General features: G+C 69.8%; 21 protein-coding genes, 1 tRNA gene and 1 other RNA gene. 7 read left to right on the top strand and 16 right to left on the bottom strand.

Annotated elements, in window-relative coordinates; all coding sequences use genetic code 11:
* Positions 1-9 precede the first annotated feature (9 nt).
* The 6 genes from ABS642_RS20290 (at position 10) to ABS642_RS20265 (ending at position 5798) form a co-directional block, all read left to right on the top strand.
* The gene (locus tag ABS642_RS20290) at positions 10-2556 is read left to right on the top strand and encodes a transglycosylase domain-containing protein (protein WP_350351524.1); all 2547 of its coding nucleotides are present in this window, start codon (positions 10-12) and stop codon (positions 2554-2556) included.
* Entirely contained in the window at positions 2547-3488 is a 942-nt protein-coding gene (locus ABS642_RS20285) for a metallophosphoesterase (protein ID WP_350351523.1), read from the top strand. The genes ABS642_RS20290 and ABS642_RS20285 overlap by 10 nt, the downstream gene beginning before the upstream one ends.
* Before the next feature lie 56 nt (positions 3489-3544).
* A tRNA-Pro gene (locus ABS642_RS20280) sits at positions 3545-3621 on the top strand.
* 67 nt (positions 3622-3688) lie between these two features.
* Positions 3689-4165 carry a VanZ family protein gene (locus ABS642_RS20275; RefSeq protein WP_350351522.1) on the top strand — a complete coding sequence of 159 codons (477 nt, stop codon included), beginning with the start codon at positions 3689-3691 and terminating at the stop codon, positions 4163-4165.
* On the top strand, positions 4162-4917 hold the full coding sequence (locus ABS642_RS20270; protein ID WP_350351521.1) for an HAD-IIB family hydrolase: 756 nt from the start codon (positions 4162-4164) through the stop codon (positions 4915-4917). The genes ABS642_RS20275 and ABS642_RS20270 overlap by 4 nt, the downstream gene beginning before the upstream one ends.
* A 38-nt stretch (positions 4918-4955) precedes the next feature.
* On the top strand, positions 4956-5798 hold the full coding sequence (locus tag ABS642_RS20265; protein ID WP_350351520.1) for a DUF1295 domain-containing protein: 843 nt from the start codon (positions 4956-4958) through the stop codon (positions 5796-5798).
* Between the two features lie 12 nt (positions 5799-5810).
* On the opposite strand, the gene ABS642_RS20260 is transcribed toward ABS642_RS20265, so the two are convergent.
* From ABS642_RS20260 to ffs, 16 genes are all read right to left on the bottom strand, one after another.
* Positions 5811-7070: an alpha-hydroxy acid oxidase gene (locus ABS642_RS20260; protein ID WP_350351519.1), complete on the bottom strand. Its 1260-nt coding sequence runs from the start codon at positions 7068-7070 to the stop codon at positions 5811-5813.
* Between the two features lie 34 nt (positions 7071-7104).
* Positions 7105-7806 (bottom strand): FCD domain-containing protein, encoded by a 702-nt coding sequence (locus ABS642_RS20255; protein WP_350351518.1) that lies wholly within the window; start codon positions 7804-7806, stop codon positions 7105-7107.
* Positions 7807-8012: 206 nt separating this feature from the next.
* Positions 8013-8666 (bottom strand): thymidine kinase, encoded by a 654-nt coding sequence (locus tag ABS642_RS20250; protein ID WP_350351517.1) that lies wholly within the window; start codon positions 8664-8666, stop codon positions 8013-8015.
* Positions 8667-8675: 9 nt separating this feature from the next.
* A complete protein-coding gene (gene mqo, locus ABS642_RS20245) occupies positions 8676-10106 on the bottom strand; it encodes a malate dehydrogenase (quinone) (protein ID WP_350353474.1) in 1431 nt (476 codons plus the stop codon).
* Positions 10107-10241: 135 nt separating this feature from the next.
* Positions 10242-11312: an aspartate-semialdehyde dehydrogenase gene (locus tag ABS642_RS20240; protein WP_282216311.1), complete on the bottom strand. Its 1071-nt coding sequence runs from the start codon at positions 11310-11312 to the stop codon at positions 10242-10244.
* Positions 11313-11447: 135 nt separating this feature from the next.
* A complete protein-coding gene (locus ABS642_RS20235) occupies positions 11448-12728 on the bottom strand; it encodes an aspartate kinase (protein ID WP_282216310.1) in 1281 nt (426 codons plus the stop codon).
* 123 nt (positions 12729-12851) lie between these two features.
* On the bottom strand, positions 12852-13799 hold the full coding sequence (locus ABS642_RS20230; RefSeq protein WP_282216309.1) for a DMT family transporter: 948 nt from the start codon (positions 13797-13799) through the stop codon (positions 12852-12854).
* The gene (gene recR / locus ABS642_RS20225; protein ID WP_136054788.1) at positions 13796-14389 is read right to left on the bottom strand and encodes a recombination mediator RecR; all 594 of its coding nucleotides are present in this window, start codon (positions 14387-14389) and stop codon (positions 13796-13798) included. The genes ABS642_RS20230 and recR overlap by 4 nt, the downstream gene beginning before the upstream one ends.
* On the bottom strand, positions 14389-16635 hold the full coding sequence (locus tag ABS642_RS20220) for a DNA polymerase III subunit gamma and tau (RefSeq protein WP_350351516.1): 2247 nt from the start codon (positions 16633-16635) through the stop codon (positions 14389-14391). The genes recR and ABS642_RS20220 overlap by 1 nt, the downstream gene beginning before the upstream one ends.
* A gap of 45 nt (positions 16636-16680) precedes the next feature.
* A complete protein-coding gene (locus tag ABS642_RS20215; protein ID WP_350351515.1) occupies positions 16681-19194 on the bottom strand; it encodes a glycosyl hydrolase family 65 protein in 2514 nt (837 codons plus the stop codon).
* Positions 19191-19949: an HAD-IA family hydrolase gene (locus ABS642_RS20210; RefSeq protein ID WP_282216306.1), complete on the bottom strand. Its 759-nt coding sequence runs from the start codon at positions 19947-19949 to the stop codon at positions 19191-19193. The genes ABS642_RS20215 and ABS642_RS20210 overlap by 4 nt, the downstream gene beginning before the upstream one ends.
* A gap of 105 nt (positions 19950-20054) precedes the next feature.
* Positions 20055-21275, bottom strand: a complete 1221-nt coding sequence (locus ABS642_RS20205) for an acetate kinase (RefSeq protein ID WP_350351514.1) — start codon at positions 21273-21275, stop codon at positions 20055-20057.
* Complete coding sequence (gene pta, locus ABS642_RS20200; protein WP_350351513.1) at positions 21272-23398, bottom strand: phosphate acetyltransferase; 2127 nt, start codon at positions 23396-23398, stop codon at positions 21272-21274. The genes ABS642_RS20205 and pta overlap by 4 nt, the downstream gene beginning before the upstream one ends.
* Before the next feature lie 9 nt (positions 23399-23407).
* Positions 23408-24151 carry a hypothetical protein gene (locus ABS642_RS20195; RefSeq protein ID WP_350351512.1) on the bottom strand — a complete coding sequence of 248 codons (744 nt, stop codon included), beginning with the start codon at positions 24149-24151 and terminating at the stop codon, positions 23408-23410.
* Positions 24148-24765 (bottom strand): rhomboid family intramembrane serine protease, encoded by a 618-nt coding sequence (locus ABS642_RS20190; RefSeq protein WP_350353473.1) that lies wholly within the window; start codon positions 24763-24765, stop codon positions 24148-24150. The genes ABS642_RS20195 and ABS642_RS20190 overlap by 4 nt, the downstream gene beginning before the upstream one ends.
* Before the next feature lie 84 nt (positions 24766-24849).
* Positions 24850-24946, bottom strand: an RNA gene (ffs, locus tag ABS642_RS20185) — signal recognition particle sRNA small type.
* A 144-nt stretch (positions 24947-25090) separates the two neighbouring features.
* Between ffs and ABS642_RS20180 the strand changes: the two genes are divergently transcribed.
* A complete protein-coding gene (locus tag ABS642_RS20180; protein WP_282216300.1) occupies positions 25091-26080 on the top strand; it encodes a MoxR family ATPase in 990 nt (329 codons plus the stop codon).

Below are 26080 nucleotides of genomic sequence, written 5' to 3'. Positions count from 1 at the left end.
AATCGAACGGTGAGAGGTGTGCTCGGCGGTCTCGTCGGACTCGTCGGCCTGAGCGCCGTCGCCGGTCTCCTGGTCACTGCGAGCGTCACTCCGGTCCTCGCGATGACCGGTGTCGCCGGCACCCAGGCACTGACTCTGTTCGACCAGCTCCCCGAGAACCTCAACCCGGGTACTCCGATGGAGCAGTCGACCATCTATGCCACGGCACCCGACGGCACCCCGGTCGAGCTCGCCTCCTTCTACGAGCAGAACCGCGTTCCGGTGACCTATGACCAGGTCGCCCCGGCGCTGTACGACGCGATCCTCTCGAGTGAGGACAAGAACTTCTACAGCCATGGCGGCGTGAACGTCGGCGCCACGGTGAAGGCTCTGGTCGACAACGTGCGCGGCACCTCCAGTCGCGGCGCCTCGACGATCAGCCAGCAGTTCGTCAAGAACGTGCTGATCCAGCAGTGCGAGCAGGAGGTCGACACGACCTCAGAGACGTACTCGGAAGAGCTCCAGCAGTGCTGGCTCGATGCGACGAACGCGGTCGGCAGCAAGGGCATCGAGCGCAAGCTGCAGGAGATGCGCTACGCGATCCAGATCGAGAAGGACGTCTCGAAGAACGACATCCTGCTCGGCTACCTGAACATCGCCAACTTCGGCGGCACGGTCTACGGCATCGAGTCCGCGGCCAACTACTACTTCTCCACGACCGCCGCGAACCTCACTGTCGCGCAGGCCGCGACGCTGGCCGGCATCGTGCAGAACCCGAACACCTTCCGCATCGACCAGCCGGAGGGCACGTCGACGAACGACGACGGCGCCGCGGTGAACGGTGCGGAAGACGGGTACTCGCTGACCAAGGATCGGCGCCACTACGTGCTCGGCCGCATGCTCACCGACGGCAAGATCACGCAGGCGCAGTACGACGAGGCGGATGCCTCTCCCATCGAGCCGCTGCTCAACCCGCCGACGCAGGGTTGCGCGTCCGCCGGCCGCAGTGCGTACTTCTGCCAGTACGTGAAGTCGATCATCGAGACGGACCCTTCCTTCGGAGAGACCCTGCAGGAGCGTCGTGATCTGCTTCGCCGCGGCGGCCTGAAGATCTTCACCACGCTGGACTTCCGCATCCAGGAGCCGGCGGCCCAGACGATGGCTGACATCGTCCCGACGAGCTACGGCGCGTACTTCGGTGCCGCGGGCACGTCGATCGAGGTCGGCACCGGCCGCATCCTCTCGATGACGCAGAACACGCTGTTCAGCGAGACGATCGAAGACAGTCCGGACTACACCTCGCTCGTGTTCGCCGGCGACAAGAAGAACGGTGACTCGGTCGGTTTCCCCGTCGGGTCGACCTACAAGCTCTTCACCCTGATCGACTGGCTCGAGAAGGGCCACTCGGTCAACGAACGCGTCGACGGCAGCCTGCAGACGAACATGAAGTTCACCGCGGCGGCCTGTGGCGGCGGCACGATGACCGCCAACACCCGGGAGATCGGAAACTTCAACAGCGCGGCGGGATACACCGGCACCGTCATGGACTTCACCAAGAACTCGCTGAACAGCGGGTTCTTCGCGATGGCCTCCAAGCTCGACCTCTGCGACATCAACAAGGTGGCTGATCGCATGGGCGTCACCGTCGCGACGGGTGAGAAGACCACCGAGAGCAACGTCCCCTTCGACGTCCTCGGCTCGAAGAACATCTCCCCACTGGCCATGGCGAACGCCTACGCGACGGTCGCGAGCGGTGGCACCCTGTGCACCCCCCGCGCGATCGATCGCGTCATCGGCGCCGACGGCAAGGACCGCGAGCTCCCGGCATCGTCCTGCACCGCCGGTGTCATCAGTCCCGAGGTCGCGGCGACCGCCGCATACGCGCTCCAGGGCGTCATGAACTCGGGGGGCACGGGAAGCCGGGCCAACCCGGGCGACGGTACACCGCTGATCGGCAAGACAGGCACGCACAACGAATACGGCACGATGATGATCGAGTCCAGCACCAAGGTCGCGACCGCCGTCTGGGTCGGCCGTTCGCAGGGGCAGGACAACATCTACCGCGAGTGGTACGGCGATTGGCAGCTCAACGATCTGCGCTACCCGCTGGCCGAGGTGGCGCAGGCCGCCGCGAACGCGGCCTACGGCGGCGACGACTTCCCGCAGCCCGACCGCAACCTCACCAAGGTCGTCCTGACCGACGTGCCGAGCGTGGTCGGCATGACCGTGGACGCCGCGAAGGCCACACTCGAGGGCGCAGGCTTCCAGTTCTCGCAGGGTGGAGAGGTCGACAGCAACCTCGCCGCCGGTCTCGTGGCAGCTCAGGATCCGAACGGCCAGGCTCCGGCCGGCGCGACCATCACGGTCGCCACCAGCAACGGTTCCGGCACGACCGTGCCCGCGAACCTGGTGGGGATGTCGAAGGCACAGGCGCAGGCCGCTCTGATCGCGGCGGGCTTCACGAAGATCAGCTTCGACGCGTCGTGCAATCCTCCGACGGCCACCGTGACCGGATCGGATCCCGCCCCGGGCGCCGCGGCCAGCAAGGCCGCCCAGGTCGGCGTGACGTGCCAGTAGCCTCCGGCCGCTCCGCACACCCGGCCCTCATCGCGCTCGGCGCGGTGGGGGCCGCGGGTGTCGCGGCGGCGGTGTGGGGCATCGGCATCGAGCGCTACCTCTTCACGCTTCGCGAGGAGACGGCCCCTGCCCTCGCACCCGGCTCGGCGCCGATCCGCGTCCTGCACGTCTCGGACGCGCACATGGCCCCCTGGCAGCATCGCAAGCAGGACTGGCTGGCATCCCTCGCGCAGCTGAAGCCCGACCTCGTCGTCAACACCGGCGACAATCTGGGTCATCGCGACGGGCTCGAAGGCATCCGCCGTTCGTTCGATCCGTTCGCCGGCATCCCCGGTGTGTTCGTGCACGGCTCGAACGATGTCGTCGGGCCGTCTCCACGCAACCCGCTGCGCTACTTCCTCGGCCCGTCGAAGAAGCAGCAGGAGCCCGAGACCCTCGACACCGAGGCGATGGACCGGTACTTCACCGAGGAGCTCGGCTGGACCGATCTCGACAACGCGGCCGCGCGGCTGACCGTCGCCGGCAACACGGTCGACTTCTTCGGCGTGAACGACGCGCACCGCGACTGGGATCGGCTCGATCTGCTCCCCGCCGCGATCAGCGACCTCGGAGCACCGGATGCCGGCATCACGAAGCTCGGCGTCACGCATGCCCCCTACCAGCGCATCCTCAACGGATTCACGAGCCTCGGCGCTGACGCGATCTTCGGCGGTCACACGCACGGCGGTCAGGTCTGCCTCCCCGGCTACGGCGCCCTGGTTGCGAACTGCGACATTCCGCTGAAGCAGGCCAAGGGACTCAGCACGTGGTCGCACGGCGCCCGCTCCGTGCCCCTGAACGTCAGCGCCGGGTGCGGTCACTCCATCTACGCGCCGGTCCGTTTCGCCTGCCGTCCGGAAGCGACGCTGCTCACTCTGACCCCTCGGGCCTGATCGCGCGCACGATTCGGCGCACGGGACATTTCCCTGTAGACTCGGAGGGTTGCAAACGGGGTGTGGCGCAGCTTGGTAGCGCGCTTCGTTCGGGACGAAGAGGTCGCAGGTTCAAATCCTGTCACCCCGACCAGTGACACCGGAAGGCCGCCCCTCAGGGGCGGCCTTCTCTGTACGGAGAACGCGCACGGAAGGGACTCATGGGCTCTCTGCTCCCGCCGCCGCGCCGTTACACCCGCGCCTGGGCGCTCGTCCTCGGCATCCCCTTCCTCGCCGGCCTCGCCGTACTGACGTTGACGCCGTCGCGCGTCGAGGACTCGATGCCGAACCTGCTGGACCTCGTGCTCTCCGTGGTCCACCGGCTCGGCTGGACCGCACTCGACTTCACCCGTCTCGAGGTCCTCGCCAACATCCTGGTGTTCATCCCCGTCGGGGTGCTCGCCTTCCTCCTTCTCCCCCGGCGCGTGTGGCTGCTGTCGCTGCTGGTCGGGCCGCTGGTGTCCCTCTCCATCGAGGCCGCGCAGCGCGTCGCCCTGCCCCACCGCGCCGCGACGGTGACCGATGTGATCGCCAATTCGTCAGGCGCCACGGCGGGAGTGGCCTTCGCCGTGCTCTGCACGCTCGCCTTCGCCGTGCGCCGAGCTCCGCAGCCATCTCCTACGCTGGAGGCATCATGACCGCTCCCGCACTCGTCGCCTTCGACCTCGACGACACGCTCGCCCCCTCCAAGGGCCTGATCGACCAGCGCATCGCCGACCTCCTGCAGGCGCTGCTGCGCTCGGTCGACGTCGCGATCATCTCCGGCGGCAACGAGGCGCAGTTCCGCACGCAGGTGATCGCCCGGCTGGGCGATGCGGATGCCGCCGACCTCGCCCGCCTGCACCTGCTGCCGACGTGCGGCACGCGCTACCTGCGGCACGACGGCTCGGACTTCACGCCGGTGTACGCGCACGATCTCAGCGACGCGGAGAAGACCGCCGCGCTGACCGCGCTCCGCGAGGAGGCCGAGCGCCTGGGCCTGTGGGAGCCCGAACCCTGGGGCGAGATCCTCGAGGACCGCGGATCGCAGATCACCTTCTCGGCGCTGGGCCAGCGCGCGCCGCGTGAGGCGAAGCACGCGTGGGACCCGACGGGCGCCAAGCGCTCGCTCCTGCGCGACGCCGTCAGCGCACGGCTTCCCGGACTCGAGGTGCGCTCCGGCGGGTCGACCTCGATCGACATCACGCAGGCCGGCATCGACAAGGCGTTCGGGATGCGGCGGCTCGCCGAGCACACCGGCATCCCCCTCTCCGCCATGCTCTTCTACGGCGACCGTCTCGACGAAGGCGGGAACGACTACCCCGTGCTCGCGATCGGCGTGCCCTCCGTCGCGGTCGACGGCTGGGAGGACACGGCCGACAGGCTCGACGCGCTGCTCCCGACGCTCTGAATCGCCGCGGAGCCGCGACAGCGCTCTAGCATGGCGTCATGGATGCCCTGCTGATCGTCGTCATCGTGGCCGCGATCGCCAGCCTCGCCTGTTGGCTGCTCTCACTGATCACCCGGGACACCTCGTGGGTGGATCGCGCCTGGTCGATCGTGCCGGTCGTCTACGTGTGGATCTTCGTCGCCGGCGCCTTCGCCGCGGGCGACGGGTCGGTGCGCGTGGTGCTGATGGGCGTCCTCGCCACCGCGTGGGGAGCACGCCTGACGTTCAACTTCGCTCGCAAGGGCGGCTACTCCGGTATGGAGGACTACCGGTGGGCGATCCTGCGCCGGCGGATGAGGCCCTGGCAGTTCCAGGTGTTCAATGCGCTGTTCATCATCGGCTACCAGATGACCCTGCTGGTGCTCATCACACTGCCCGCCTACGTCGCCGCACAGAATCCCTCGGCACTCACCGGATGGGATGCGGTCTTCGTGATCGCCTTCGTCGGCTTCCTCGTGGGTGAGACGGTGGCCGATCAGCAGCAGTGGCGGTTCCATCAGCGCAAGAAGGATGCGGGAGGCGCGCTCGCCCCCGGCTTCGCGACCGGCGGACTCTTCCGTTACAGCCGCCACCCCAACTTCTTCTTCGAGCAGGCGCAGTGGTGGGCGTTCTACGCCGTCGGCGCGACCGCCGCGATGGCCGGGGGCGCCGGCATCCTCGGCGGAGCGCTGAACCCGACGATCATCGGGCCCGCGCTGCTGACCGTCCTCTTCATCGGCTCGACGATCTTCACCGAGTCGATCACGGCGAGCAAGTACCCCGCCTATGCGGAATACCGGCGCACCACGTCGATGCTCGTCCCCTGGCCGCCGCGCGCGCGGGCCGCAGTGACGCAGGCCTGACCGCTCCTCCGCTCAGCGGACGACGGCCTCCGTCGCCGCGCGCAACACCGGCACCAACCGGGTGAGCTGTGTGACGTGGCCGGGCTCGAGCTCCGCGAGCGACGAGACGCCGAGCAGCCGCATCGTGCGCTCGATCTCGCCGCGGAGGATCGTGATCGTGCGATCGACGCCCTGGCGCCCGCCCGCCATCAGGCCGTAGAGGTAGGCGCGCCCGATGAGCGTGAAGTCCGCTCCCAGCGCCACTGCGGCCACGATGTCGGCGCCGTTCATGATGCCGGTGTCGATCATCACGGTGAAGTCGTCGCCGACGGCCTTGCGGACCTCGGGGAGCAGGTGGAACGGGATCGGGGCGCGGTCGAGCTGGCGCCCGCCGTGGTTCGAGAGCACGATGCCGTCGACGCCGGCGTCACGGAGCCGCACCGAGTCCTCGACGTTCTGCACGCCCTTGATGACGAGCTTCCCCGGCCAGATGTCGCGGATCACGGCGAGGTCGTCGTAGCTGATCGTCGGGTCCATCGCCGCGTCGAGCAGTTCGCCGACCGTCCCGCCGGTGGTGCTCAGCGAGGCGAACTCGAGCTTCGGGGTGGTGAGGAAATCGAACCACCACCACGGCCGCGGGATCGCGTTGATGATCGTGCCGAGCGTCAGCTGCGGCGGGATGCTGAAGCCGTTGCGCTTGTCGCGCAGCCGGGCCCCGGCGACCGGGGTGTCGACCGTGAACTGCAGCGTGTCGAAGCCGGCAGCGGCGGCGCGGCGGGTGAGCTCGTAGGAGATCTCACGGTCGCGCATCACGTACAGCTGGAACCAGTTCCGTCCCTGAGGGTTAGCAGCCTTCACGCCCTCGATCGAGGTCGTGCCGAGCGTCGAGAGAGTGAACGGGATGCCGGCGGCAGCCGCTGCCCCGGCGCCGGCGACCTCGCCCTCCGTCTGCATGAGGCGCGTGAAGCCGGTGGGCGCGATGCCGAACGGCAGAGCGGATGGCCCGCCGAGGATGTCGACGCTGGTGTCGACGGTCGGCGCGGGGCGGAGGATGCCGGGGTGGAACTCGACGTCCTGGAACGCCTGGCGCGCCCGGGTGAGCGAGAGCTCGCCCTCGGCGGCGCCGTCGGTGTAGTCGAAGGCCGCCTTCGGCGTGCGGCGCTTGGCGATCGAGCGCAGGTCGTCGATCGTGAGGGCGGCGTCGAGGCGACGCTTGCGCCCGTCGAGCTCGGGCTTCTTGAACTTCATGAGCTCGAGCAGCTCGGCGGGGTTGGGAAGCTGGCGCTGGACCATGGTGTGCCTCTCGGTCAGGATCAGGGGGTGAGGATCAGGGGGTCAGGATCTGCGTGTAGTAGCCGGTGATGTGCGCGCGCACGAGGGAGCGGGCTGCCTCGGCATCGCCGACGTCGATCGCGGCGACGAGCGCGTGGTGCTCCGCCCGCAGACGGTCAGCCATCGCGTGCCAGTCGGGGATCGCATCGACGCCGCCCTGCACGTAGGACTCGATCGACGAGCGCAGACCCGCCATCATCGCCGCGATGACGGTGTTGCCGCTGCCTTCGGCGAGGGAGAGGTGCAGCTGCGCGTCGAGGGCCAGGAACTCCGCCGGCGTCAGATCCGCCGCGTCCATCGCCCCCAGGAGTTCGTGGGCGCGCACGGTGTCCCGCTCAGCGGATGCCGCCATCGCGCCGACGACGGCGTCTTCGAGCACCAGACGCGTCTGCACCACATCGGCGAGCGGGAACCCCTGGGCGGCGACCTGGAGTCGCAGGAGGGCCGACATGCCGCCGGTGGGCGTGGCGATCACGATCGCGCCGGACTGCGGACCGGAGCCGGTGGCGGTGCGGATCAGGCCCATCACCTCGAGGACACGGAACGCCTCCCGCACGCTGGAGCGGCCGACACCGAGTTCGCTCGCCAGGTCCCGTTCCGAGGCCAGCCGGTCTCCAGGACCGAGGCGCCCGTCGAGCAGGTCGCGTTCGATGTGCTCGAGCACGAGGCGCCAGGCGCGGGCGGGCTGCTCCGGCATCCGTGCTCCTCTGCTCGTGCGCGGTTCTCGTGTGTGGTCTGACCACAGTAGCGCGTGTGGTCAGACCACGCAAACGGCAGGTGTGTCCGGGCGCACCCCGTGCACAATTCAGCAAGAACGCGCCGATTGTCGCCCGCGGGTGCCGTTCCGCCGCCGGGGGGAGAGATCTTGCTGAATTGCGACCGCGAAGAGGGAGGGGGCGAGCGTCAGCCCAGGCGTCCGCCGGATTCCTCGAGGTAGCACGTGCCGCACAGCGACTCGTAGGTCGTGAGCTCCGGCGCGGCGGAGCCGTCGGCCCCCTCGTCGATCGCGACCTGGTCGCCGTCGAAGACGAAGCGTCCTCCGATCACGCGGCCGTTGAACACGGCCTTCCGCCCGCAGCGGCAGATCGTCTTGAGCTCCTCGAGCGAGTGCGCGATCGCGAGCAGCCGCGCGGAGCCGGGGAACGCGTGGGTCAGGAAGTCGTTGCGGATTCCGTAGGCCATCACCGGGATGGGTTCCTCGATCGCGATCCGGAACAGGTCATCGACCTGTTCCGGCGTGAGGAACTGCGCCTCGTCGATGAGGAGGCAGGCCACATCGACCGGTCCGCTCGGGATCAGCTCCTCCTCGGCCGAACGTCGGATGCGCTCCCGATGCTCGGCGAACAGGGTCCGCGCGTTGTCACCGGGGCCGATCAGGAAGTCCACCTCGCGCGTGACACCGAGCCGGCTGGCGATCTCGGACGCCCCCTTGGTGTCGATAGCGGGCTTGGCGAGCAGCACATGCTGCCCGCGCTCCTCGTAGTTGTACGCGGCCTGCAGCAGCGAGGTCGACTTGCCCGAGTTCATCGCGCCGTAGCGGAAGTAGAGCTTCGCCACGGTGCCGGCTCAGGCGTTGATGCCGAGGGTCGCGGCCGTCGCCGCAGTGGACTCCTCCGCGAGCGCGGCATCCTTGTTCAGCATCTCGCCGAACGTCGGGATGAGCGCGCGCAGCTCGGGCTCCCAGCCCGCGTACTCCGCCGGGAAGCAGGTCTTGAGCAGCTGGAGCATGATCGGGACCGCGGTCGACGCCCCGGGCGAGGCGCCAAGGAGGCCGGCGATCGATCCGTCGGCCGACGAGACCACCTCGGTGCCGAACTGGAGGATGCCGCCCTTCTTCGGGTCCTTCTTCATGACCTGCGCGCGCTGACCGGCATCGATGAGCGTCCAGTCCTCGTCCTTCGCGGTGGGCATGAAGGTGCGCAGGCTGTCGACCTTCTTCGCGTGGTTCTTCAGCAGCTCGCCCACGAGGTACGTGATGAGGTCGGGGTTCTTGACCGCGACCTGCAGCATCGGCATCAGGTTGTGCGCACGCACCTGCGAGACGATGTCGAGCATCGACCCGTTCTTCAGGAACTTGGGGCTGAAGGTCGCGAACGGACCGAACATGAGGGAGGCCTCGCCGCCGACCACGCGGGTGTCGAGGTGCGGCACCGACATGGGCGGCGCGCCGACCGAGGCCTGCGAGTACACCTTCGCCTTGTGCTGCGCGACGACCTTCGGGTTCGTGGTCTTGAGGAACTGGCCGCCGATGGGGAAGACGCCGTAGCCCCTGATCTCGGGGATGCCGGAGTTCTGGAGCAGCTTGAGCGCCCAGCCGCCGGCGCCGACGAAGACGAAGCGCGCCTTGATCTCGTTCGGGGTGCGGCCGACCGTCGTGCGGTACTTGACCAGCCAGCCGCCGTCCTTCTGCTTCTTCAGGCTGCGCACCTCGTGGTTCGTGCGCAGCTCGACGCCGGACGCGGTGAGGTGGTCGAACAGCTGATGGGTGAGGGCGCCGAAGTCGACGTCGGTCCCCGCCGGAACGCGCGTGGCGGCGAACGGCTCGCCCTTGCGGCGGTGCTGCATGAGGAGCGGCGCCCACTGGTTGATGACCCGGGAGTCCTCGCTGTACTCGATGCCCGCGAACAGCGGCTGCTCCTTGAGCACCTCGTAGCGGGCCTTGAGGTAGGCGACGTCCTTCTCGCCCCGCACGAAGGTCATGTGCGGGGTCGCGTTGATGAACGTCGACGGCGCGTCGAGCACGCCCTTGTCGACCAGCGACGACCAGAACTGGCGGCTCTGCTGGAACTGCTCGTTGATCGAGACGGCCTTCGCCGGGTCGAGAGGCGCATCACCCTGCTGCGGCATGTAGTTCAGCTCGCACAGGGCGGCGTGACCGGTGCCGGCGTTGTTCCAGGGGTTCGAACTCTCCTGGGCCACATCGGAGAGTCGCTCGAAGGCGACGATCTTCCACTCCGGCTGCAGTTCGTGCAGCAGAGTACCCAGGGTGGCGCTCATGATGCCACCGCCGATCAGGACGACATCGACGTTTTCGGTCACCGGATCAGTCTAGTTCGACTGCGCGGACGCGAGAGCCAGTCCACGGCCTCGCGGGAGGTCCGACGAGACCGGATCGGTATCGCGGTGATGCGGTCAGGCTATGACGGCCAGGCGCTCGGCGAGCACCTCGGCGATCTGCACCGCGTTGAGCGCCGCACCCTTGCGCAGGTTGTCGTTGCTGATGAACAGCACGAGACCCTTGCCCTCGGGTGCGGACTGGTCGGCGCGGATGCGGCCCACGAAGCTCGGGTCCTTGCCCGCGGCCTGCAGCGGGGTCGGGACCTCTTCGAGGGCGACGCCGGGGGCCGCCGCGAGCAGCTCGGTCGCGCGTTCCGGGGTGATGTCCTTCGCGAACTCCGCGTGGATCGAGAGCGAGTGCCCCGTGAACACGGGCACGCGCACGCAGGTGCCGGCGACCCGGAGGTCGGGCAGCTCGAGGATCTTGCGGCTCTCGTTGCGGAGCTTCTTCTCCTCGTCGGTCTCGTTCTGCCCGTCGTCGACGAGGTTGCCCGCGAACGGGATGACGTCGAAGGCGATGGGGGCGACGTACTTCTCCGGCTGAGGGAAGTCGATCGCCGAGCCGTCGTGCACGAGGCGGAGCGTGTCGCCCTGGGCGAGGACGCCCTCGACCTGTCCGAGCAGCTCCTGCGCACCGGCGAGACCGGAGCCGGAGACGGCCTGGTACGTCGAGACGATCAGGCGCTCGAGGCCGGCATCGGCGTGCAGCGCCTTCAGCACGGGCATGGCCGCCATCGTCGTGCAGTTCGGGTTCGCGATGATGCCCTTGGGGCGATCATCGATCGCGTGCGGGTTGACCTCGCTGACGACGAGGGGCACCTCGGGGTCGTTGCGCCAGGCGCTCGAGTTGTCGACGACCACGGCGCCCGCCTCCGCGAAGCGCGGTGCGTAGGCGCGGCTGGCGGTCGCGCCGGCCGAGAACAGGGCGATGTCGATGCCGGCGGCATCCGCCGTCTCGACGTCTTCGACGATCACGGTCGCGCCGCCGAACTCGATCGCGGTACCGGCGGAGCGCGACGACGAGAAGAGCCGCAGCTCGCGGATCGGGAACGCCCGCTCGGCGAGAATCTCGCGCATGACGGTGCCCACCTGGCCGGTGGCGCCGACGATGGCGACGGAGAGTCCTGAATCGGAGATGCGGGTCATGATGTTCCTTGGCGTCGTGCGGATGCTGCGTACGAAGCGTCGGGCGCAGCGTCGGGATGCGGATGCCGCGCCTGGCGCCGGTGTCAGGGTTGCGGTGAGTCTACCGTGCCCTCACGAGCGCGAGGGCGGGGTGGGTCAGCGACCGGTACCGGCGTGGACGGTGACGTCGGAGTCGCCGTCGAGGCCGTAGGCCGTGTGCACCGTGCGCGCTGCCTCGGCGAGATCGTCACCGCGCAGCACGACCGAGATGCGGATCTCGGAGGTCGAGATCATCTCGATGTTGATGCCGCCGGCCGAGAGGGCCTCGAACAGCGTCGCCGAGACGCCGGAGTGCGTGCGCATGCCGGCGCCGACGACCGAGAGCTTGCCGATCTGGTCGTCGTGCACGAGGTTCTGGAACCCGACCTCGTTCTGCTCGGCGGCCAGGGCCTTGAGCGCTGCCGCGGCATCCGCCTTGGGCACGGTGAACGAGATGTCGGTGCGGCCCGTCGCGGAGACGTTCTGCACGATCATGTCGACGTTCGCTCCGGACTTCGCGACGATCTTGAAGATCTCCGCCGCCTTCCCCGGCACGTCGGGCACGCCGGCGACGGTGATCTTGGCATGGCTGAAATCGGTGGCCACACCGGCGACGATCGGTTCTTCCATGACTGCTCCCTCGGCTTCGCGCGGGTTCTTCATACCCTCGCCCAGAACGTACGTGCCCTCGGCGGACGAGAACGTCGACCGGGCGTGGATGAGAACGCCGTGACGGCGTGCGTATTCGACGGCGCGGATGTACAGCACCTTGGCGCCGTTGGCGGCGAGCTCGAGCATCTCCTCGGTCGAGACGTGGTCGAGCTTCTGCGCCTTCGGGATCACCCGCGGGTCGGCGGTGAAGATGCCGTCGACGTCGCTGTAGATCTCGCAGACGTCGGCCCCGAGCGCTGCGGCCAGGGCGACCGCCGTGGTGTCGGAACCGCCGCGGCCGAGGGTCGTGATGTCGCGGGTGTCGCGGTTGAAGCCCTGGAAGCCCGCGACGATGACGATCGCGCCCTCGTCGAGCGCCTCGCGCAGACGCACGGGCGTCACATCGACGATGCGGGCCGCGCCGTGCTGCGAGTCGGTGATCATGCCGGCCTGGCTGCCGGTGAAGGAGCGCGCCTCGAAGCCCATCGAGTGGATGGCCATCGCCAGCAGCGCCATCGAGATGCGCTCACCGCTGGAGAGCAGCATGTCCAGTTCACGCGGCGCCGGGATGGGAGCGACCTCGTTCGCGAGGTCGAGCAGCTCATCCGTCGTGTCGCCCATCGCGCTGACGGCGACGACCACGTCGTGCCCGGCACGACGCGTGTCGACGATGCGCTTGGCGACGCGCTTGATGCTCTCTGCGTCGGCGACAGAGGAGCCGCCGTACTTCTGCACGATGAGGGCCACGTTCACTCCCGGGGATGTCGGGCGGATCCGCCCACCGCTCATTCTACGATCGGCCCGTATACCCCGCCGCGCATGTGTCGATTCCGCGGGCGGGCGTCAGGGGCGGGCGTCCGCGGGCGGGTGTCAGGGTGCGGGCGGCAGTACGGCGGCCGGAGGCGGATCGGATGCGAGCGGATCGGCCGTGGCGCGCCGCAGGCGTCCGCCGGTCGCGGCGAACCAGCATCCGGCGATGATCAGGGGGAAGCCGATGAGGAGACCGGGCGTCAGCGGTTCGGCGAGCACGAGCGCGCCGAGGATGATCGCCACGACGGGATTCACGTAGGTGAACAGCGGCGCGCGCACCGGTCCGACCTCGCGGATGAGCGCGAAGAACGCCAGGAACGCGACGGCGGTGCAGATCACCGCGAGCGCGAGGAGCGCGGCGATGGACGGCAGCGTCGGAACCTCGTGCTGCGTGAGCAGTCCGATCGGGAGGTACAGGATGCCGATCATCAGCAGCGACAGCGTGATGGTCCCGAGCGAGGGGACCTCCGTGAGCTTGCGCGCGACGATGAACGGGGCGATCGCGTAGAGGATCGCGACGAGGAGCACCTCTCCCGCCGCGAGCAGGCTGATCTCCCCGCCGAACAGCCCGGGTCCGGCGACTACGATCCCGACGCCGATGAAGCCGACGAGGAGGCCGATGCCGCGCGCGGGCCGGAGCACGCCGCGATCACCGCCGCCGAGGGCGATCAGCGCCGCGAACAGGGGCACCGTGGCCACCAGGAGCCCGGTCATGCCCGAGGGCAGCGTCATCTCGGCGTGCCCCAGGAGCACGAACGGGCCCGCCATCTCGACGAGGCCGAAGGCGAGCACCCACGGCCAGTGCTTGAGGGCGGTGCGCAGTGCCCCGCCGCGGAGGGCGAACGGCAGCAGCAGAAGAGCGGCGATGAGCGTGCGACCGGCCACGATCGCGGGCGGCGAGAGCGACTCGACTGCGATGCTGATGAACAGGTACGGCACGCCCCACAGCAGCGCCATCGCCCCGAAGAGCAGCCAGCCGCGTCGGGAGAAGCCGCCCTGGGCGTTCACAGGACGCGCCGGCCCTCGAAGGCGCGACCGAGAGTGACCTCGTCGGCGTATTCGAGGTCGCCGCCGACCGGGAGGCCGGAGGCCAGCCGCGAGACGGTGATCTGCATCGTGGTCAGGAGCCGGCTGAGGTAGCTCGCCGTCGCCTCGCCCTCGAGGTTCGGATTGGTGGCCAGGATGACCTCCTGCACGGTGCCGTCGGCCAAGCGCGTCATGAGCTGGGCGATGCGCAGGTCGTCGGGACCGATACCGGCGATGGGACTGATCACGCCGCCGAGCACGTGGTACAGGCCACGGAACTCCCGGGTGCGCTCGATGGCCGCGACATCCTTCGCGTCTTCGACGACGCAGATCAGGGCCTGGCTGCGTCGCGGATCGCGGCAGATCGCGCAGCGCTCCTGCTCGGCGACGTTGCCGCACACCTCGCAGAATCGCACCCGGGTGCGGATCTCGGAGAGCAGCTCGGCGAGACGGGCCACGTCGAACGTCGGCGTCTGCAGGATGTGGAACGTGATGCGCTGAGCGGACTTCGGTCCGATGCCGGGGAGCCGACCGAACTCGTCGATCAGCTCCTGAACGATGCCGTCGTACATCAGGAGAACCTCGTCGGGGGCTCGTAGGGCTCTTCGCGCAGGAACGTCGCGCCGAGCACCTGGCGGATCACGGCCTCGCCGTAGCGCTGCACTCCCCCGACGGAGGGCGCGCGTTCGGTGACGACCGGAGAGGCGGAGGGCGCACGCTGCGCCCGGGGAGCTGCCTGCGCAGCGGGCGCAGACGACGCGGGCGGCCCGTCCTGACGCGGCGGCGGTCCCTGCGGTGCTCCGGCCGGCTCGTACGACGGGTCGTAGGGCGGCTCGTCGTCGAAGGAGGGAGCCTCGTCGTCGCCGGGCAGCGGCGGCTCCTCGCGGTCGACAGCGCCGTCGGTCGGCGCGGCGGGCGCTGATGCCGCCGCCTCGACCTCTTCGTCGACGGGAAGCGGGGATGCCGGGGCCTCGGCCGCGGGCGATGCGGTGGGGATGGGAGCGACGGCCCACTCCGTGACGGAGGGGGCGGACGCGCCACGGACCTGCGGGCGGGAGGAACCCGCTGACGCAGGCTCCGATGCGGGTGCGGCGTCGGCGGGAGCCGAGACGGCGGATGCCGCGGGCTGGCGCGGCGCACCGCCGGACGGCATCGGCGCGGGGATGTACTTCACGCGGACGCCGAGCTCCTGCTCGATCGCCGTGCGCAGGTGGTCCGACGGGCCGGAGCCGGGCGTCGTGCCCTTGAACTTCGCGACGTCGTGCTGGCTCGTGAATCCGAGCGTGAGCACATCGCTCTCCGTGACATACGCGAGCGGCTGCACGGCCGTCGCGAGCAGCCAGGAGGTGCGGCTGATGCTCTCCAGACGCGTGAGCACGGCCGGCCATGCGGCGGTGATGGACTCCAGGGTGACCGGCCCGGCGGGCACGGATGCCGCGGCAGCGGGTTCGGGATCGGCCACCGCCGAGGTGTCATCCGCGACGGGGGTCTGGGGCGCGGCGGCGGTCTCGACAGCCGGGGTCGCTGCGGCAGCCTCCGCCGGGGCGGTCGAGGAAGTCGGCGCAGGCTCGGGTGCGGGCGCGGCAGCAGGTGCGGCAGCCGGTGCGGCAGCCGCGGCGGCGGGCACCTGGGCGCGGGCAGCGGTGGGAGCTGCCGGACGTTCGGAAGCGCCGACTGCAGGGGCCGCGGCCACGGCATCCGACGCTCCGGCGAGCACGCGAGCCACCATGAGCTCGAGATGCAGGCGAGGGGACGTCGCACCGCTCATGTCGTCGAGGGCCGCACTGACCACGTCGGCCGTGCGCGACAGACGCGATGCCCCGAAGGCCGCTGCCTGCCCGCGCATGCGCTCGAGGTCGTCTTCGGCGATGCCGCGGAGCACGGCCGAGGCGCCCGCCCCGACCGCCGCGATCACGATGAGATCGCGCAGTCGCTCGAGCAGATCGTCGACGAAGCGACGGGGATCCTGACCGGTCTGCACGACGCGGTCGATCGCGGGGAAGGCCGCTGCGGCATCGCCCGCGGCGAGCGCGTCGACGATCTCGTCGAGCAGAGCGGCGTGCGTGTACCCGAGGAGGGCGACGGCGCGTGCATACCCGACCGTCACGGTCTCGGATCCTGCCGGGGCGTCGGAGCCCGCGATGAGCTGGTCGAGCAGCGACAGCGTGTCTCGGGGCGAGCCGCCGCCGGCGCGCACGACGAGCGGCAGCACGCCCTGCTCGACGATCACGCCCTCCTCGCCGCAGAGCTTCGCGACGTACTCGAGCATCGCGGCAGGCGGAACCAGGCGGAACGGGTAGTGGTGCGTGCGGGAGCGGATCGTGCCGAGCACCTTCTCGGGCTCGGTGGTCGCGAAGATGAACTTCACGTGCTCCGGCGGCTCTTCGACGAGCTTCAGCAGGGCGTTGAACCCCTGCGGAGTGACCATGTGCGCCTCGTCGAGGATGAAGATCTTGTAGCGGTCGCGGCTCGGGGCGAACGTCGCCCGCTCGCGGAGGTCGCGTGCATCGTCGACGCCGTTGTGGCTCGCGGCGTCGATCTCGACGACGTCGAGCGATCCGCCGCCGGCGCGCGACAGCTCGACGCAGCTGTCGCAGGTGCCGCAGGGCGTGTCGGTCGGACCCGCGGCGCAGTTCAGGCAGCGCGCCAGGATGCGCGCCGAGGTCGTCTTGCCGCACCCGCGCGGCCCGGAGAACAGGTAGGCGTGCCCGACGCGGTCTCCGCGCAGCGCGGTCATCAGCGGATCGGTCACCTGGGACTGCCCGATCATCTCGCCGAACGTCTCGGGTCGGTAGCGGCGGTAGAGGGCTGTGGTCACCTCAACAGCCTACGGCGTGCCACCGACACTTCGGCGGTCACCTGATCAGTCGATCGGCTCGATGATCGGGATCGCCGTCGTGATGACCGGAACGGATGCCGAGAGCCTCGTCCCGTCCTCGCGCAGCGCGTCGGCGAACTGCCGCAGCGTCGGGCGTCCGGGGATCAGCGGCCCCTGGTCGGCGAGCGGAACCACGACGGCCTCGTCGGTCGTCGCGATGTACGCGGCGTCCCGCACGGTGAAGGCCACCGGCGCTCCGCTGCGCACCCGCAGCTGCAGCGCGTCCTTGGTCACCGTGACCTGCACGTCCGATCCCTGCCACTGCAGCGGGAACGACAGCGAGGGCCAGTCCGCCGGGAGGCGCGGGTCGAAGCTGAGCTCTCCCGCGTAGTCGCGCATGCCGCCGAAACCGCACACGAGCGCCGTCCACACCCCACCGGCGGAGGCGACGTGCACACCGTCCGCCGCGTTGTGGTGCAGGTCGTGCAGGTCGACGAACAGCGACTGCTCGAAGTAGCGCTGCGCGAGGTCCTGGTAGCCGACCTCGGCGGCGAGGATCGACTGCACGACCGCCGACAGCGTGGAGTCGCCCGTCGTCAGCGGGTCGTAGTAGTCGAAGTCGGCCCGCTTCTCCTCCGGGGTGAAGTGGTTGCCCTGCAGGAACAGCGCGAGCACGACATCCGCCTGCTTGAGCACCTGGAACCGGTAGATCACCAGCGGGTGGAAGTGCAGCAGCAGCGGACGCTGATCGGCCGGCGTCTGGGCGAGGTCCCAGACCTCGCGCTCGAGGAACAGCGAATCCTGCGGGTGGATGCCGAGGCTCTCGCTGTACGGGATGAACATGGCCTCGGCGGCGCGCTCCCAGGCCTCCGCCTCCCCCGAACCGAGACCCGTGCGCTCGACGAGCCGCGTGTAGTCCTCGGGATAGGTCTCCTGGATCTCCCGCACGATCCGCGCGGCGTAGCGGAGGTTGTACCGCGCCATCACGTTCGTGTAGAGGTTGTCGTTCACGACCGTCGTGTACTCGTCGGGGCCGGTCACACCGTGGATGTGGAAGGTCTCGATCGTCTCGCCCGCGCCGGGCTCCTCCATCAGCCGCGAGCCCCGCCAGAATCCGAGGGTCGCCCAGAGCCGCGCCGTCTCGATGGCGATGTCCGCGCCCTCGCGACGGAGGAAGTCCTCGTCGCCGGTGGCGCGCACGTACTTGCCGAGCGCGAAGCTCACGTCGGCGTTGATGTGGTACTGCGCGGTGCCGGCGGCGTAGTAGGCCGATGCCTCCTCGCCGTTGATGGTCCGCCAGGGGAACAGCGCCCCGGCCTCGTTGAGCTGCGCGGCCCTGCGGCGGGCGGCGGGGAGCATCTGGACGCGGGCGCGGAGCGCGTTGCGCGCCCACTGCGGCGACGTGTAGGTGAGGAACGGGAGCACGTAGATCTCGGTGTCCCAGAAGTAGTGGCCGCTGTAGCCCGAGCCCGAGACGCCCTTGGCCGGCACGCCGGTGCCGTCGGCGCGGGCCGACGCCTGCGCGAGCTGGAGCAGGCACCAGCGGGTCGCCTGCTGGATGTCGTCGCGGCCGCCGATCTGCACGTCGCTGCGCTCCCAGAACGCGGCGAGCCAGTCGGCCTGCCGGCGGAACTGCGTCTCGACGCCCTCCACCGCGACCCTGTCGAGGGAGCGGCGGCAGCGGTCGACGAGCTCGCGCGGGGGGACGCCCCGCGAGGTGTGGTAGCTGGCGAGCTTGGTGATCCGGATCGGGACGCCGGCCTTCGCCTGCACGCGGAACACGTTCTTGGCGATGTCCGGCTCGATGAGCTGCCGGGCGCTGTACTCGTTGTCGGTCTCGATGATGTGGTCGGCGACCACGGCGACGGTCATGCCCGAGTCGGCGACCTGGTACGACAGCGCGGCCCGCAGTCCGTCCTGCCAGTATTCGGCGGGGTGGAGAACGCGATCCGCGATCTTCTCCGACTTGCGGGGATCGAAGCCGGCCTTCTTCTTCTGCGCCGCGACCGGCGTTCCGGCGTAGACGTTGCCGCCGTCCTGCCGGTTGAGCAGCTGGCAGCTGATCGTCACCGGGGCGTCGGAGTTCTCGACCGTGACCTCGAGGCGGAGGATCGCGAGGTGCCGCTCCTCGAAGCTGACGATGCGCTCGTCCCGGATGCGCACGCGCTTGCCCGACGGGGTCTCCCAGACGACGAGTCGCTCCAGGACGCCGGTGCGCATGTCGAGGGTGCGCTGGTACTCGCGCACGTCGGCCTCGTCGAACGACATCGGCTCGTCGTCGACGTAGACGCGCATGATCTTCGCGTCGGGCGCGTTGACGATGGTCTGCCCCACCTCGGCGAAGCCGTACGCCTGCTCGGCGTGACGGATCGGCCAGGTCTCGTGGAGCCCGTTGATGAAGGTGCCGTGCTCATGTGCGCCGCGACCCTCGATGTGGTTGCCGCGGAGGCCGAGGTAGCCGTTGCCCACGGAGAACAGCGTCTCCCCCACGCCTTCCTCGGAGTAGCTCGTCTCGATGAGACGCCATGGGTCGACGGGGAAGCGGTCGCGGTCGATCATGCGGTCTCCGGGTTGTCGGTGCGGGTTTCGGGAAGGAAGACGTCGAGGTCGTCGACGACGACGGTGGCTCCGGCATCGCGCAGGGCGTCGGCACCCGCGCCGCGGTCGACGCCGACGACGGTGGCGAAGCCGGCGGCAGCGGCGGATGCCGCGCCCGAGGTGGCGTCCTCCACGGCGACGGAACGCGCCGGGTCGACGCCGAGGGCGGCGGCGCCGGCGGCGAACATGTCGGCGGCGGGCTTGGAGGCGAGACCGTCGCGCTCGGCGACGACGCCGTCGACGACGATCCGGAAGAACGAGCGGATGCCGGCGGCGCCGAGGACCTCCTCGGCGTTCTTCGAGCTCGAGACGACGCCGAGCGGAACGCCGGCGGCGGACAGCTGCTCGATGAGGGCGAGCGATCCCGGGTACGGAGCGATCCCCTGGCCGCGCAGGGACGCGGCGAAGGCGGCGTTCTTGCGGTTGCCGATGCCGCAGACGGTCTCGGCGGCGGGATCGTCGTCGACGTCACCCCAGGGGACCTCGACGTTGCGGCTCTGCATCAGGCTGGCGACGCCGTCGTAGCGCTTCTTGCCGTCGACGAAGTCGTAGTAGTCGGCATCCGTGTAGGCGGGCGTGATCCCCCAGCGCTCGAAGACATCGTCGAACACGACCTTCCACGCCCGCATGTGCACCTCCGCCGTCGGCGTGAGCACGCCGTCGAGGTCGAAGAGCACACCGTCGGCGTGGAGCAGATCGGGCAGGGCTTCTGGCACAGGAGCCTCCAGGAGAAGGGCGATGATGGTTCGGCACCTCTCCGTGCCACTGTGCAAGCGTAATGCGGTGCGGCCTGGCGGGGTAACCCCTGACGCGGCATCCGATCAGAGCAGTCCTGCGGTCTGGCGGGCGATCTGCAGCTCCTCGTTCGTCGGCACCACGAGAACGGCGACCTGCGACTCGTCACGAGAGATCCGGCGGATGCCGCGCTCCCGCGCCTCGTTGCGTCCCGGATCGATCTCGACACCGGCGAATCCGAGGGTCGCGAGGGCCTCGGCCCTGACCCGGGCCGCGTTCTCTCCCACGCCGGCGGTGAAGGAGATGACGTCGACGCCGCCGAGCTGTGCGATGTAGGCGCCGGCGTACGCGCGGAGCCGATGGATGTAGACGTCGAAGGCGAGCGTCGCGGCCTCCTCCCCCTCGTCCACACCGGTGAGGATGTCGCGCATGTCGCTGCGTCCCGCGAGACCGAGGAGGCCGCTGCGACTGTTGAGCAGCCGATCGAGGTCGTCGATCGACAGCCCCGCACGCCGCGACAGATGCACGAGCGCGGCGGGATCGAGGTCGCCGGAGCGGGTGCCCATCACGAGTCCCTCGAGCGGTGTCAGGCCCATCGACGTCTCGACCGAGCGTCCGCCGTCGATCGCGGTGACCGAGGCGCCGTTGCCGAGATGGAAGACGATCTGGCGGAGGTCGGCGAGATCTCTGCCGAGGAACGCGGCCGCCTTCTCGCTCACGTACTGGTGACTGGTGCCGTGGAAGCCGTAGCGGCGGACCCGGTGCTCCGCGGCGAGCGCGGCGTCGATCGCATAGGTGAAGGCGGCGGGCGGGAGGGTCTGGTGGAACGCCGTGTCGAACACGGCGACGTGCGGCACGGCGGTGAAGACGGCTTTCGCGGCGCGGATGCCGGCCAGGTTCGCGGGGTTGTGCAGCGGCGCGAGCACCGCGAGCTCGTCGATCTGGCGTTCGACGTCGGCGTCGATCAGCGTCGGGGCGAAGAAGCGGGCGCCGCCGTGCACGACGCGATGGCCGACCGCGACGGGCGGGCGCTCCTCCAGCGAAGGGCCGTGTGCCGCGAACTGCTCCAGCATCACCGCGAAGGCGGCGCGGTGATCGGCGACCGGCTGCTCGGACCGGTACGTCGCATCGAGCATCGTCGGCACGGCATCCGCCGTCGTCTCCGGGCGGACCGTGTGCGAGACCGGGCTGGCGTCCTGACCGATCCGCTCGATGAGTCCGCTCGCGAGCTCGTCCTCGGTGTCCACGTCGATCAGGCTGTACTTCAGCGACGAGGATCCGCTGTTGATCACGAGGATCGCGCTCATGCCGCGTCCTCCCCCGCGCCCTGGGCCTGGATCGCGGTGATCGCCACGGTGTTCACGATGTCGTCGACGAGCGCGCCGCGGGAGAGGTCGTTGATGGGCTTGTTGAGGCCCTGCAGCACCGGCCCGATGGCGACGGCGCCGGCGGAGCGCTGCACGGCCTTGTAGGTGTTGTTGCCGGTGTTGAGGTCGGGGAAGACGAAGACCGTCGCCCTGCCCGCCACGGCGGAGTCGGGGAGCTTGGCCTTCGCGACGGCGGCATCCGCTGCCGCGTCGTACTGGATCGGTCCTTCGACGAGCAGCTCGGGAGCGCGTTCGCGCACCAGGGCGGTGGCCGCACGGACCTTGTCGACGTCGGCTCCGGATCCCGACTCCCCCGTCGAGTACGAGAGCATCGCGATGCGCGGCTCGATGCCGAACTGACGGGCGGTCGCCGCCGAGGAGACGGCGATGTCGGCGAGCTGCTCGCTGGTGGGGTCGGGGATCACGGCGCAGTCGCCGTAGACGAGCACCCGATCGGCGAGCGCCATCAGGAAGACGCTGGAGACCACGTTCACGCCGGGTTTCGTCTTGATGATCTCGAAGGACGGCCGGATCGTGTGCGCCGTCGTGTGCGCGGCACCCGACACCATGCCGTCGGCGAGGCCCAGGTGCACCATCATCGTCCCGAAGTACGACACGTCGGTCACGGTGTCGGCCGCCTGCGCGAGGGTGATGCCCTTGTGCGCCCGCAGCCGGGCGTACTCGGCCGCGAAGCGCTCGACCAGCTCGGGATCGGTGGTGCTGATCACCCTGGCCGCGGAGATGTCCACCCCGAGCTCGACGGCCCGTGCCCGCACCGATGCCTCGTCGCCGAGGATCGTGAGATCCGCGACCTCCCTGGCGAGCAGGGTGGCGGCGGCGCGGAGGATGCGATCATCGTCGCCCTCGGGAAGGACGATGTGGCGACGGTCGGCCCGAGCGCGCTCGATCAGGCCGTACTCGAACATGAGCGGCGTCACGACCCGCGATTCGGCGAGCCCCAGCTGCGTGGTCAGCTCGGCGATGTCGACGTGGGTCTGGAAGAGGCCGAGGGCGCGATCGTAGCGGGCGCGCGAGTCCGGCGAGATCAGGCCGCGGGTGCCCATGACCCGCACCGCGGTGTCGTAGGTGCCGAGGTCGGTCGTGATGATCGGCACCGTCGAGGAGAAGCCGTCGAGAAGCTGCACGATCGGCTCGGGAAGAGGGAACGGTCCGTTGAGGATGATGCCGGCGATGCGAGGGAACGTGCCGGACGAGTCGGCCAGCAGGGCGGCGAGCAGCACCTCGGTGCGGTCGGCAGGGATCACCACGACCGCCTCCTCGGTGAGCCGCGGGAGCACGTTCACCATCGACATGCCGGCGACGACGATCGTGAGCGCCTCGCGTCCGAGCCTGTCGTCGTCGCCCTTGAGGAGCTTCCCGTCGACCGCGGCGAGGATACTGCGGATCGAGGGTGCGACCAGCGCACGGTCCTCCGGGATCGCCCAGACGGGGGTGCCCTCCTCGGGAAGCGCTCCCGACACCTCGGCGACGATGTCGTCGAGGGCTGCCGGATCCGCGCGGTTGACGACGACCGCGAACAGCTCCGCGCGCTCCTCGGCGAGTTCGGACAGCGCCAGTGCGGCGATCTGGCTGACCGCCGCCGCGGTGCGCGCGGTCGTCGTGCCGAGCTGCTCCGCCTGCCGCTGCTGATCGCGGCCGCTGAGCGCGAGCAGCACGGGCGCGCCGAGGTTCGCGGCGATGCGGGCGTTGTAGCCGAGCTCGGCCGGGCTCGCGACGTCGGTGTAGTCGCTGCCGATGATGACCACGGCGTCGCACTGCGCCTCGACGGCCTTGAAGCGCGCGACGATGGTCGACAGTGCCGCGTCGGGGTCGCGACGGACATCGTCGTAGGTGACGCCGATGCAGTCCTCGTAGTCGAGGTGCACGCCGTCGTGGGCGAGCATCAGATCGAGGATCTCGTCGCGCTCGGTGACCGACCGGGCGATCGGACGGAACACGCCCACCCGCGGCGACACGCGCATCAAGGCGTCGAGCGCCCCCAGGGCGATCGTCGACTTTCCGGAATGGCCTTCGGCCGAGGTGATGTAGATGCTCCGCGCCACGGGTTCAGCTTAGGCGGGGTCTGCCGTGCACGTGCCGGACAGGGCGTCGACGATCGCGGCGGCGTCCTCCTGGAAGCGGGCGTAGTAGTCCCGATCGGTGTTCACCTGCACGCGATGGATCGCGTGCGAGGGCGGCAGCTGCTGCCAGTCGGGCAGGCGTCCGAGTCGTTCGAAGAACATCGTCGCGGCGGTGGCCGGGTCCATCCGGGCCTCGACGCTGCCCCACCACTCCTGCTGCTGGAACAGGCCGATGCTGCTGGTGGGCGTGCCGTCGGGGTTGGTGAAGCCGCGGGTCTCCCAGTCGCCGTAGTCGATGTTCTCCAGACTGCTCTCCCCCATCGCCGTCATGACGCCGAGGATCTGGCCGTCGCGTCCGAACCCGAGGGCGGATGCCGTACGCACGATGGTCGCGGCGTTCTCGAGCTGCTCGCCGCTCCACCCTTCGATGCCCGCCTCCGGGAACGTCCGCGGGTCGTCGATGCAGATCGCCGCGGGATCGCGGGCGAGGCCCAGCGGGATCAGGACCAGGAGTGCGACGCCGGCGGCCACCGCTCCCGCGGAGATCAGGATGCGGCGCAGCATCCGTCGACGACGCAGGCGGAGCAGTGCCTGTCGGCGGGCTCCCGGCTTGCGGCGATTCGCCGTCCCCTTCCTCGTGGTTCCCCTGGCGGCGCTTCGCGCTGCGGTGGCGCGGGACTTCGAGGGCTTCCGAGGTCGCGCCTTTCGCTGCGGGTTGGCCCGACCGCGGCTCACGGTGTCACGTCACGATCCGGTCTGCGGCGCCTGCCGGCGAGGGCTGCGACGCCGCCGCCGACAGCTCCGAACAGGTGGCCCTGCCAGGACACGCCCTCGGCCGCGCCGAAGACGCCCGCGAGCATCGACCCGCCGTAGAGGGAGATGACGATGAGGGCGATGACGGCGTAGAGGACGCGATGGGAGACACGGCCGGGAGCGAAGACGCGCATCACGACGTAGCCGAAGTAGCCGAACACCAGGACCGAGGCGCCGACCGTCAGGGTGCCGGGAGCATTGACGAGCCAGGTGCCGAGCCCACCCACGATCGCGACGCTCGCCGTGACGGCCCAGAATCGCCGTGCGCCTTCCACGGCGACGAGGCAGCCGAGCACCAGGAACGGCGCCGAGTTGGCGATGAGGTGGCCCCAGTTGGCGTGCAGCAGCGGCCCCAGCACGATGCCGCCGAGACCGGTGACATCCCAGGACCGCAGGCCGAAGCCGGTGAACGAACCGGGCAGGACCGCGTCGAGGGCCTGGACGAGCCACATCAGCGCGAGCAGCACGACCGGCGAGACGAAACGGCCGAGAGCGCTCGAGTTGCTCTGCGTGTTCGAGCTGTTGCGGGGCGGCATGACGGTCACGTGCTGATTGTCGCAGGCGCAGCCCGGAGGCGACTGAGCGCGCAAGCTGATCGCAGCGACCCGCCCGAGGGCAAAGAAAATGACCCTCCGCGCACCCAGCAGAGCCCGGTTACCCTTGCTGCGTTTCCGCCCTGGGGGAATTGGCCTGGATGCCGCCACGCGGAGAGCCGAGATCTATCCTAACCCGACACGCACGGTCCCTCGAATCGAGGGGCGCCCGCGCCCGCATCCTCAGGGGAACCTGCCAGAGCGCCGTTGACCTTACAGGGTTACGATCGAGTAACGCGCACCGAGGCGCCAACGCGAGAGGGAACGCATGCCAGACAACTCCCCCCGGATCCCGGCGATGATCGACGCCGACGCGTTCGCCGTGCAGACCTCTGCGATCCTCTCGTCGATCGGCCAGGTGATCGACGGGAAGCCGGACGCGGTGCGCAGCGCCCTCGTCTGTCTGCTGGCGGAGGGCCATCTCCTCATCGAGGACGTCCCCGGGGTCGGCAAGACCATGCTGGCTCGCGCCCTCGCCGCGAGCGTCGACGCGACGGTGCGGCGCATCCAGTTCACCCCCGATCTGCTTCCCGGTGATGTGACCGGCGTCTCGGTCTACAACCCGGTCGACCGGGAATTCGAGTTCAAGCGCGGCGCGATCTTCGCGCACATCGTGATCGCCGACGAGATCAACCGCTCCTCCCCCAAGACGCAGTCCGCCCTCCTCGAGGCGATGGAGGAGGGACAGGTCACGGTCGACGGCGCCACCCACCCCCTCCCGAAACCGTTCCTCGTCGTCGCCACGCAGAACCCTCTGGAGATGGAGGGCACCTACGCCCTGCCGGAGGCCCAGCGGGACAGATTCATGATGCGCATCTCGATGGGATATCCGGATGCCGCCGCGGAAGCCCTCATGCTCCGCCAGCGCGATGTCGTGAATCCTCTGGCCGCGGTGTCGCCCGTGGCGAACGCGGCGTCGATCTCGCAGCTGATCGCCTGGGCTCGATCGGTGCACGTCGCCCCGGCCCTCGAGGAGTACGCGGTGGCACTCGCCCAGGCCACGCGCTCCGATCCGAATCTCCACCTCGGCGCGAGCCCCCGCGCCACGCTGCAGCTCGTCCGATCGGCGAAGGTGTGGGCGGCCCTCGACGGGCGCGACTTCGTGATCCCGGACGACATCACCGCCCTGCTGATCCCGGTGCTCGCCCATCGGCTGCTCCCCGCACGCGGTGCGCATCGCGCCGGCGCCCAGCCCGTCGAGGCCGCCCTCACCCAGATCGTGGAACGGGTGCGCGTCCCCGTCGCGACGCGCACCTGA

The organism is Microbacterium sp. A8/3-1 (assembly GCF_040267695.1).
In the GTDB taxonomy this organism is placed as follows: domain Bacteria; phylum Actinomycetota; class Actinomycetes; order Actinomycetales; family Microbacteriaceae; genus Microbacterium; species Microbacterium luteolum.
Note: the sequence above shows the minus strand (reverse complement) of the source record. Positions and strands in the feature narration are given on the sequence as shown.